The organism is Micromonospora sp. NPDC004336 (assembly GCF_053602615.1).
In genome coordinates this window covers 1-9,487 of sequence record NZ_JBSGDY010000202.1, presented here as the reverse complement: position 1 = coordinate 9,487, position 9,487 = coordinate 1, and the positions used below count along the sequence as shown (strand labels likewise).

Genomic DNA, 9,487 nt, shown 5'->3' with positions numbered 1-9,487 from the left:
GCGCACGGCACCGGCACCACCCTCGGCGACCCGATCGAGGCGCAGGCGCTGCTCGCCACGTACGGGCAGGGCCGCCCGGCGGACCGGCCGCTCTGGCTCGGCTCGGTCAAGTCGAACATCGGGCACACCCAGGCCGCCGCCGGCGTCGCCGGGGTGATCAAGATGGTCCTGGCGATGCGGCACGGCCTGGTGCCGGCGACCCTGCACGTCGACGAGCCGTCGCCGCACATCGACTGGACGGCCGGGGCGGTGACGCTCGCCACCGAGCCCACCCCGTGGCCGACCGTGGACCGGCCCCGCCGGGCGGCCGTGTCCTCGTTCGGCATCTCCGGCACCAACGCGCACGTCGTCATCGAGCAGGCCCCCGAGCCGGCCGCCGCGACCCCGCCCGACACCGCCGCCGCGCCGCCGGCGCCCTCGGAGTCCGCCGCCGCGCCGCCGACGCTCTCCGCCACGACGCCCGCCGTCGTGCCGTTCGCGCTCTCCGCGGCGGACCCCGTCGCGCTGCGCGGACAGGCGGGCCGGCTGCGGTCCCACCTGGCCGCGCACCCCGAGCTGGAGCCGGCCGAGGTGGCGTACGCGCTGACCGCCAGCCGCGTGGCGTTTCCGTACCGGGCGGTGGTCCTCGGGCGCGATCGCGACGAACTGGCCCGGGGCCTCGACGCCCTCGCCGCCGGTCACCCCGCCGCCGACGTGGTCACCGGCACGGTCCTGCGCGACGCCGCCCCGGTCCTCGTCTTCTCCGGGTACGGCGCGCAGTGGCCCGGGACGGCCGCCGACCTGCTCGACACGTCCCCCGTCTTCGCTGCCGCCGTCGCCGAGTGCGAGGAGGCGCTGGCGCCCTGGGTGGACTGGTCGCTCACCGACGTGCTGCGCGCCGCCCCGGACGCGCCGCAGCCGGTCGCCCCCGACGTGGTGCGGCCCGCGCTGTGGGCGGTCATGGTCTCGCTGGCCCGGCTGTGGGCCGCCCTCGGCGTACGGCCGGCGGGCGTGGTCGGCCACGGCCCGGGCGAGATCGCGGCGGCCTGCGTGGCCGGGGCGCTGTCGCTGGCCGACGGCGCGCGGGTCGTGGCGCTGCGCGGCCGGGCGCTCGCCGACTCCGCGCCGCACGCGGAGGCCGTCGACCGCGCGCCGCACGGGGGAGCCGCCGATTCCGCGCCGCACGCTGAGGCCGTCGACCGGGCGCCGCGCGGGGAGGCCGCCGATTCCGCGCCGCATGCGGAGGCCGTCGACGGCGCGCCGCACGGGGAGGCCGCCGCCGGGCGGCTGGCCGCCGGCCTTGCCGGGATCGCCGGTCGTCCCGCCGAGACGCCGTACTGGTCCGCCTCGACCGGCCGGCCCCTGGACACCGCCGGACTCGACGCCGACCACTGGTGCCGCGACCCGCGCGAGACGGCGGACCTGGCCCGCGTCGTGCGCGGCCTGCTCGACGAGGGCCACCAGGTCTTCCTCGAGGTCGGCCCGCACCCGGTGGCCGGCCCCGCCATCCGGGCGGCCGCCGACGCCGCCGGGCGGGAGGCCGTCGTCGTCGACACCCTGCGCCGCGACGCCGGGGGCTGGCCGCGGCTGCTCACCGCCCTCGCCACGCTGCACGCCCACGGCGTCGAGGTCGACTGGGCCGCCGTCCACGGCCCGCGCACCGGCCCGCCCGTGTCGCTGCCCACGTACGCCTTCCACCGCCAGCGGTACTGGCCGGAGGCGCCGGCGCTGCCCGGCGCGGTCGCGGCCGCCGGGGAACCGGCCGACCGGCGGTTCTGGGACGCCGTCGAGCGGGCCGACGCCGGGGCGCTCGCCGAGGCCATGCGCCTCGACGACACCGAGGCCCGCCGCCTCGACGACGCGCTGCCGCTGCTCGCCGCCTGGCGGCGTCGCCGCCGCGACGAGTCCACCGTGGACGTCTGGCGCTACCGGGTCACCTGGACGCCGGTCACCGCGCCGACGACCGCCGCGCTGGGCGGCAGGTGGCTGGTGCCGGTGCCCGCCGCGCACGCCGACGCCCCGCTGACCGGCGCGGTCCTGCGGGCGCTCGCCGAGGCCGGCGCCGAACCCGTCCTGCTCGCCGTCGCCGACCCCGACCGGGCCGCCCTGGCCGACCTGCTGCGCGCCGCCGGCCCCGAGTCCGCCGCCGGGGTGTGCTCCCTGCTCGCCCTCGACGACGCGCCGCACCGGGAGCACCCCGTCGTGCCGGCCGGGCTCGCCGGCACGCTCGCCCTGACGCAGGCGCTCGGCGACGCCGGGGTGGCCGCCCCGCTCTGGTGCGTCAGCAGCGGCGCCGTCAGCACCGGCCGGGCCGACCCCGTCGACCGGCCCGGCCAGGCCCTGGCCTGGGGGCTCGGCCGGGTCGCCGCGCTCGAACACCCCGACCGCTGGGGTGGCCTGGTCGACCTGCCCGCCGACCCGGACCAGCGTGCCCGCGCCCGGCTGGCCGCCGCGCTCGCCGGCAACGGGCACGAGGACCAACTCGCCGTACGCCCCTCCGGCCTGTTCGCCCGGCGCCTCGTCCGGGCCGCCGCCGGCGACCGCCCGGCGGGCCACGGCTGGCGCCCCGGCGGCACCGTCCTGGTCACCGGCGGCCTCGGCTCGATCGGGGCCCACGTGGCCCGCTGGCTGGCCCGCGCAGGCGCCGCGCACCTCGTGCTGACCAGCCGGCAGGGACCCGCCGCGCCCGGCGCCGCCGAGCTGGAGGCCGAGCTGACCGGCCACGGCGCGGCCGTCACCGTGGCGGCCTGCGACGTGGCCGACCGGGAGTCGCTGCGCGCGTTCGTGGACGGGCTCGCCGAGGACGGCACCCGGATCGACGCGGTGTTCCACGCCGCCGGCGTGCCGCACGCCGGCGCGCTGGCCGACACCGACGTCGCCGCGCTGGCCGGCGCCCTGCGGGCCAAGGTCGCCGGGGCGGCCAACCTCGACGAGGTACTCGGCCCGGACCTCACCGCGTTCGTGCTCTTCTCCTCCGGCGCCGGCGTCTGGGGCGGCGGACACCAGGGCGCGTACGCCGCCGGCAACGCCTTCCTCGACGCGCTCGCCGAGGACCGCCGCCGGCGCGGGCTGCCCGGCACCGCGCTGGCCTGGGGCGCCTGGGACGGCGGCGGCATGGCGGCGGCCGAGGGCGCCGCCGACCAGATGTTCCGCTCCGGCGTCCGGCCGATGGACCCCGACCTGGCCGTCGCCGTGCTGGCCGGCGCCCTGGAACGGGACGAGCCGGCCCTCACCGTCGCCGACGTCGCCTGGGACCGGTTCCTGCAGACCTTCGCGCTGGCCCGACCCCGGCCGCTGATCGGCGACATCCCCGAGGTGGCCCGCGCCCTCGCCGCCGCCCGCCCCGGCGACGACGACGGCGGGACGCGGGAGGCGTCCCCGCTGCGCGGCCGGCTCGCCGGCCTCGCCGCGCCGGAGCGGCGCCGGCTCCTGCTGGACCTGGTGCGCGTCCACGCCGCGGCGGTGCTGCGCCTGCCCTCGCCGCAGGCGCTGGCGGCGGACCGGTCGTTCCGGGAGATCGGATTCGACTCGCTCAGCGCCGTCGAGATGCGCAACCGGCTCGCCGAGGCGGTCGGGCTGACCCTGCCGGCGACGCTGGTGTTCGACCGGCCGTCGCCCACGGCCCTCGCCGACCACCTGGTCACCCTGATCACCGGCGACGACGCCGAGGCGACCCCGGCCGTACGGGCCGCCACCGCCCTGGACGAGCCGATCGCCGTCGTCTCGATGAGCTGCCGGTATCCGGGCGGCGTCGCCGACCCGGAGGACCTGTGGCGGCTCGTCAGCGAGGGGCGCGACGGCATCGCCGGGTTCCCCGCCGACCGGGGCTGGGACCTGGACGCCATCTACGATCCGGACCCCGACCGCCCCGGCACCTCGTACGTCCGGGAGGGTGGCTTCCTCGCCGACGCCGCCGGCTTCGACGCCGCCCTGTTCGGCATCTCCCCGCGCGAGGCGATGGTGATGGACCCGCAGCAGCGGGTGCTGCTGGAGAGCGCCTGGGAGCTGTTCGAGCGGGCCGGCACCGCGCCGGCCGACATGCGGGAGACCAACACCGGCGTCTTCGTCGGCACCAACGGCCAGGACTACGCGACGCTGCTGCTGGCCGCCCGCGTCGAGACGGAGGGCTACCAGGCGACGGGCAACGTCGCCGCCGTCATCAGCGGCCGGCTGGCCTACCACTTCGGGTTGCGGGGCCCCGCCGTCAGCGTCGACACGGCCTGCTCGTCGTCGCTGGTGGCGCTGCACCTGGCCTGCCAGTCGCTGCGGCAGGGCGAGTGCGACTCCGCCGTCGCCGGCGGCGTGACGGTGATGGCCACCCCCGGGCCGTTCCTGGAGTTCGCCCGGCAGCGGGGGCTCGCCCTCGACGGCCGGTGCAAGTCCTTCGCCGCAGCCGCCGACGGCACCGGCTGGGGCGAGGGTGTCGGCCTGGTCATGTTGCAGCGGCTCTCCGACGCCCGGCGCGAGGGCCGGCGGATCCTGGCCGTCGTCCGCGGCTCGGCGATGAACCAGGACGGCGCCAGCAACGGCCTGACCGCGCCCAACGGGCCCGCCCAGGAGCGGGTGATCCGGCAGGCGCTGGCCAACGCGCGGCTGACCGCCGCCGACGTGGACGCGGTCGACGGGCACGGCACCGGCACCCGGCTCGGCGATCCCATCGAGGCGCAGGCGCTGCTCGCCACGTACGGGCGGGACCGGCCCGCCGACCGGCCGCTGCTGCTCGGCTCGATCAAGTCGAACATCGGCCACACCCAGGCCGCCGCCGGCGTCTCCGGCGTGATCAAGATGGTCATGGCCCTCCAGCACGACCTGCTGCCGCCCACCCTGCACGTCGACGAGCCGACGCCGCACGTGGACTGGTCGGCGGGCGCGGTCGCGCTGCTGACCGAGCCGCGGCCGTGGCCGGCCGTGGACCGGCCCCGGCGGGCCGGCGTGTCGTCGTTCGGGGTCAGCGGCACCAACGTGCACGTCATCCTCGAACAGGCGCCCGTAGCGTCCCCGGCCGACACCGACGCCCCCCGCCCGGCCGGCGCCGACGCGCCCACGGCCAGCGCCGAAGCATCCACGGCCGGCGCCGACGCGCCCACGGCCGGCGCCGACGCGCCCACGGCCAGCGCCGACGCGCCGACGGCCGGCACCGGCCGGAACCCGCTCGGCGCCGCCGACGCGCCGCCGGTGCTGCCCTTCGTCGTCTCGGCCGACAGCGCGGACGGCCTGCCGGCCCAGGCGGCCCGGCTCGCCGACTGGCTGCCGGGCAGCGCCGCGCCTGCCGCCGACGTGGCCCGGGCGCTGGCCACCAAACGGTCCCCGCTGCGGCACCGCGCGGTGCTGCTCGCCGCCGACGCCGACGCCGCCCTGGCCGGCCTGCGGGCCCTCGCCGCCGGGCAGGACCACCCCGGCCTCACCCGGGGCGTCGCCGAGCCCGGCGGCGCGCTGGCGGTGCTCTTCTCCGGCCAGGGCGCCCAGCACGCCGGCATGGGACGCCAGCTCTACGCGGCGTTCCCCCGCTTCGCCGCCGCCCTCGACGAGGCGTGCCAGCACCTCGACGCGCACCTGCCGCGGCCCCTGCGCGAGGTGCTGTTCGCCGAGCCCGGCACCGCCGAGGCCGACCTGCTCGACCGGACGGCCTTCACGCAGGCGGGACTCTTCGCGGTCGAGGTGGCGCTGTTCCGGCTGGTCGAGGAGTGGGGGATCCGGCCCGACCTGGTCGCCGGCCACTCCGTGGGGGAGATCGTCGCCGCCCACGTGGCCGGGGTGCTCTCCCTGCCCGACGCGTGCACCCTCGTCGGCCACCGGGGCCGGCTCATGCAGGCCCTGCCCGCCGGCGGCGGAATGCTCGCCGTCGCCGCCCCCGAGGTCGACGTGCGGCGGGCGCTGGCCGGCACGCCGGGACAGCTCGACGTCGCCGCGGTCAACGGGCCGGCGGCCGTCGTCGTCGCCGGGGCCCAGGACGCCCTGACCGGGCTGGCCGACCACTTCGCCGGCCTCGGCGTACGCACGAAGCGGCTGCGGGTCAGCCACGCCTTCCACAGCCCGCTGATGGAGCCGGTGCTCGCCGACTTCGCGGCCGTGGCGGCCACCCTGTCGTACGCGCCGCCGACGGTGCCGCTGGTGTCGAACCTGACCGGCACGGTCGTCGACGCCGACACCCTGTGCACCCCCGACTACTGGGTCCGGCACGTCCGCGAGGCGGTCCGCTTCGCCGACACCGTCACCCACCTGCACGCCCACGGGGTGACGAGGTTCCTGGAGGTCGGCCCGGACACGGTGCTGACCGCCCTGACCGCCGACGCGCTGCCGGCGGACGCCCCGGTCGTCGTGACCGGCGTGCAGCGGCCCGGCCAGGACGAGGTGGCCACCCTGCTCGGCGCGGTCGCCCGGCTGCACTGCCAGGGCGTGCCCGTGCGCTGGTCCCGGCTGCTGCCCGGCGGCGCCGGCCCGGTGGGCCTGCCCACCTACGCGTTCGCCCACCAGCGCTTCTGGCCGACCCTCGACGCGGCGGCCACCCACCCGCCCGCCGCCGGCCGCGACGACACCGACGCGGCGTTCTGGCAGGCGGTGACGTCCGGCGACGGCGACGCGCTCGCCGACCGGCTCGGCGTCGACCCCGACCGGCCGCTGCGGGACCTGCTGCCGGAACTGGCGCAGTGGCGACGCCAGCAGCGGGAGGACACCCTCGCGGGCGGCTGGCGGTACCGGATCACCTGGCGTCCCGAGGCCCTCGCGGCGGGCGCCGCCGACGGCCACTGGACCGTCGTCCACACCGACGCGGACCGGCCGGTCGTCGACCGGCTCGCCGAACTGGTCACTGCCCGGGGCGGCACCGTGCGACGGATCGCCGTCGACCCGGCGACGGTCGACCGGGCGGCACTCGCCGAGCGGTTGGCCGGCGACCCCGCCACGACCGACCGGGCGGCGCCGACCCGGATCGTGTCGCTGCTCGCCCTCGACGAGCGACCGCACCCCGACCGGCCCGCCGTGCCCCTCGGCCTGACCGCCAACCTCGCCCTCGTGCAGGCGGTCACCGACACCCTGCCGCCGGTGCCGCTCTGGCTGCTCACCCGGCAGGCCGTCAGCACCGCCCCCGACGACCCGGTCGCGCGCCCCGGGCAGGCCACCACCTGGGGCCTCGGCCTGGTGACCGCGCTGGAACATCCCCGGCACTGGGGCGGCCTGCTGGACCTGCCCGCCACGCTGGACGACGCCGCCGCCGAGCACGTCCTGGCGGCGCTCACCGCCGCCGGCGACGAGGACCAGCTCGCGGTCCGCCCGAGCGGGGTGTACGCGCGGCGGCTCTGTCGTGCCCCGGCCGGTCCCGCCGAGGAATGGCGGCCCCGGGGCGCCGTCCTCGTGCACGGCGCGGCGGCGGCGCGCGCCCCGCACCTGCTGCGCTGGCTCGTCGAGCGGGGCGCTACCCACCTCGTCCTCGCCGGGCCCGCCGCGCCCGCCGGGCTGGCCGCCGCCGTCACCGCCGTCGACGACCTCGACCGGCTGCCCGAGGTGCTGGACCGGCTCGCCACCGACGGCGCCGAGGTGCGCACCGTGCTGCACGTCGCCGACTCCGACGGCGCCGGCGAGCCGGTCACGGCCCTGGAACCGGCCGACCTGGCCGCCGCCGTGGCCGCCCGCACCGCCGCCGTGGAACTGCTCGACCGGGCGTGCGGCGACCGGCCGGTCGACGAGTTCGTCGTCTTCTCCTCCACCGCCGCCGTCTGGGGCGGCGGGGGCGCGGCGGTCGCCGCCGCCGCGGGCGAGGGGCTGGCGGCGCTGGCCGCGCGCCGCCGCGCCGCCGGCCGGGCGGCCACCGTCGTCGCCTGGGTGCCCTGGGCCGACGAGGCCGCCGAACCGGAGCAGCTGCGCCGCCGGGGGGTCCGCCCGCTCGCCACCGACGTGGCCCTGTCCGCGCTGCGACTGGCCCTGGCCGGCGGCGACGACCAGATCGCGGTCGCCGATCTCGACTGGTCCGCGTTCGTGCCGGCCTTCACCGCCGTACGGCCCAGCCCGCTGCTGCGCGGGGTGCCCGAGGCGGTCGCGGCGGACCTGGACGCCCGGCCGGCGGTCGAGGCCGGCGACCCCGCCCGGGTGCTGCGGGACCGCCTGACCGCCGCGTCGCCCGCCGACCGGCACCGCATCCTGCTGGACCTGGTCCGGGCACGCGTGGCCACCGTGCTCGGGCACGCCTCGCCCGGCGCGGTCGAGGCCGACCACGACTTCCTGGAGCTCGGCTTCGACTCGCTGACCGCGCTGGAGCTGCGGGACGCGCTGCGCCAGGAGACCGGGGCGGAGCTCTCCGCCACTCTGCTCTTCGACCACCCCACCCCGACGGCGCTGGCCCGTCACCTGCTCGACCAGACCGTCGGCGCGGACGCGGCCGAGGCCGCCCCGGACACCGCCGGGGAGCCCGCGCCGGAAGGCGCCGGCGGCGGGCTGCTCGGCGGGCTGTTCAACCAGCCCAGGGCGCGCGAGGACCCGGCCGGGTACGCCGAGCTCCTGGTCAAGCTCGCCCAGTTCCGGCCCAGCTTCAGCGAGCCCGGGCAGCTCACCCGCCCGGCCGGCATCCTCCGGCTGGCCCGGGGCGGCGCCGGGGCCCCGCTGGTCTGCTGCTGCACCATGTCGCTGCTCTCCGGGGCACACGAGTACGCCCGGCTCGCCGCCGGCTTCCGGGGGGCCCGCGACGTCTGGGCCCTGCCCAACCCGGGCTTCGGGGCGGGCGAGGAGCTGCCCGCCGACCTCGACGCGCTGCTGCGGGTGCACGCCGACACCGTGCGGCGCGCGGTCGGCTCCGGCCCGTTCGTGCTCGCCGGCCATTCGGGCGGCGCGATGGTGGCCAACCTGCTCGCCGGCGAGCTGGAACGGCAGGGCCGGCCGCCGGCCGCCGTCGTGCTGATGGACACCTACCCGGCCGACAGCGAGGTGCTCGGCCGGTGGGTGCCGCAGCTGCTCGACGGGATGATCGACCGGGACAGCGCGTACACGCCGATGGACGACTGGCGGACGACGGCCTGGGCCGGCTACCTGCCGCTGTTCCTGGACTGGCAGCCCGCCCCGATGGCGGCGTCGACGCTGCTGGTGCGGGCCAGCGAGCCGTTGGGGGAGTGGGACGGCGAGGAGGGCGGCTGGCGGTCCCGCTGGCCGTACCCGCACGAGGCGGTGGACGCGGCCGGCGACCACTTCAGCATGGTCGCCGACCGGGGGCCGGAGCTGGCCGGCACGGTGCAGCGGTGGCTGACCGGGCGGCGTCTCTGACGGCTCGCCCCTGGCGTGCCCCTAACGCCCCCTATCGGCGCACGCACATCTATCGGATTCCAGGAACAGGACGGGAGCATGACGACGTGGACGAGGCAGTGGTGGTCACGGAGCTGGTCAAGCAGTACCAGCCCAACATGCCGCCGGCCGTTGACGGGCTGAGTTTCTCCGTCGCCGCCGGTGAGGTCTTCGGTCTGCTCGGGCCGAACGGCGCGGGCAAGACGACAACGATCGGGGTCGTCGTCCGGGGCGACCGGTCGGG

1 protein-coding gene is annotated in these 9,487 nt (G+C 78.8%); it reads left to right on the top strand.

Annotated features, from left to right (window positions below; genetic code table 11):
• The coding region (locus tag ACWENR_RS27175; RefSeq protein ID WP_452279792.1) for a type I polyketide synthase at positions 1 to 9,225 on the top strand (9,225 nt) is incomplete at its 5' end.
• Between the last annotated feature and the right edge of the window lie 262 nt (positions 9,226 to 9,487).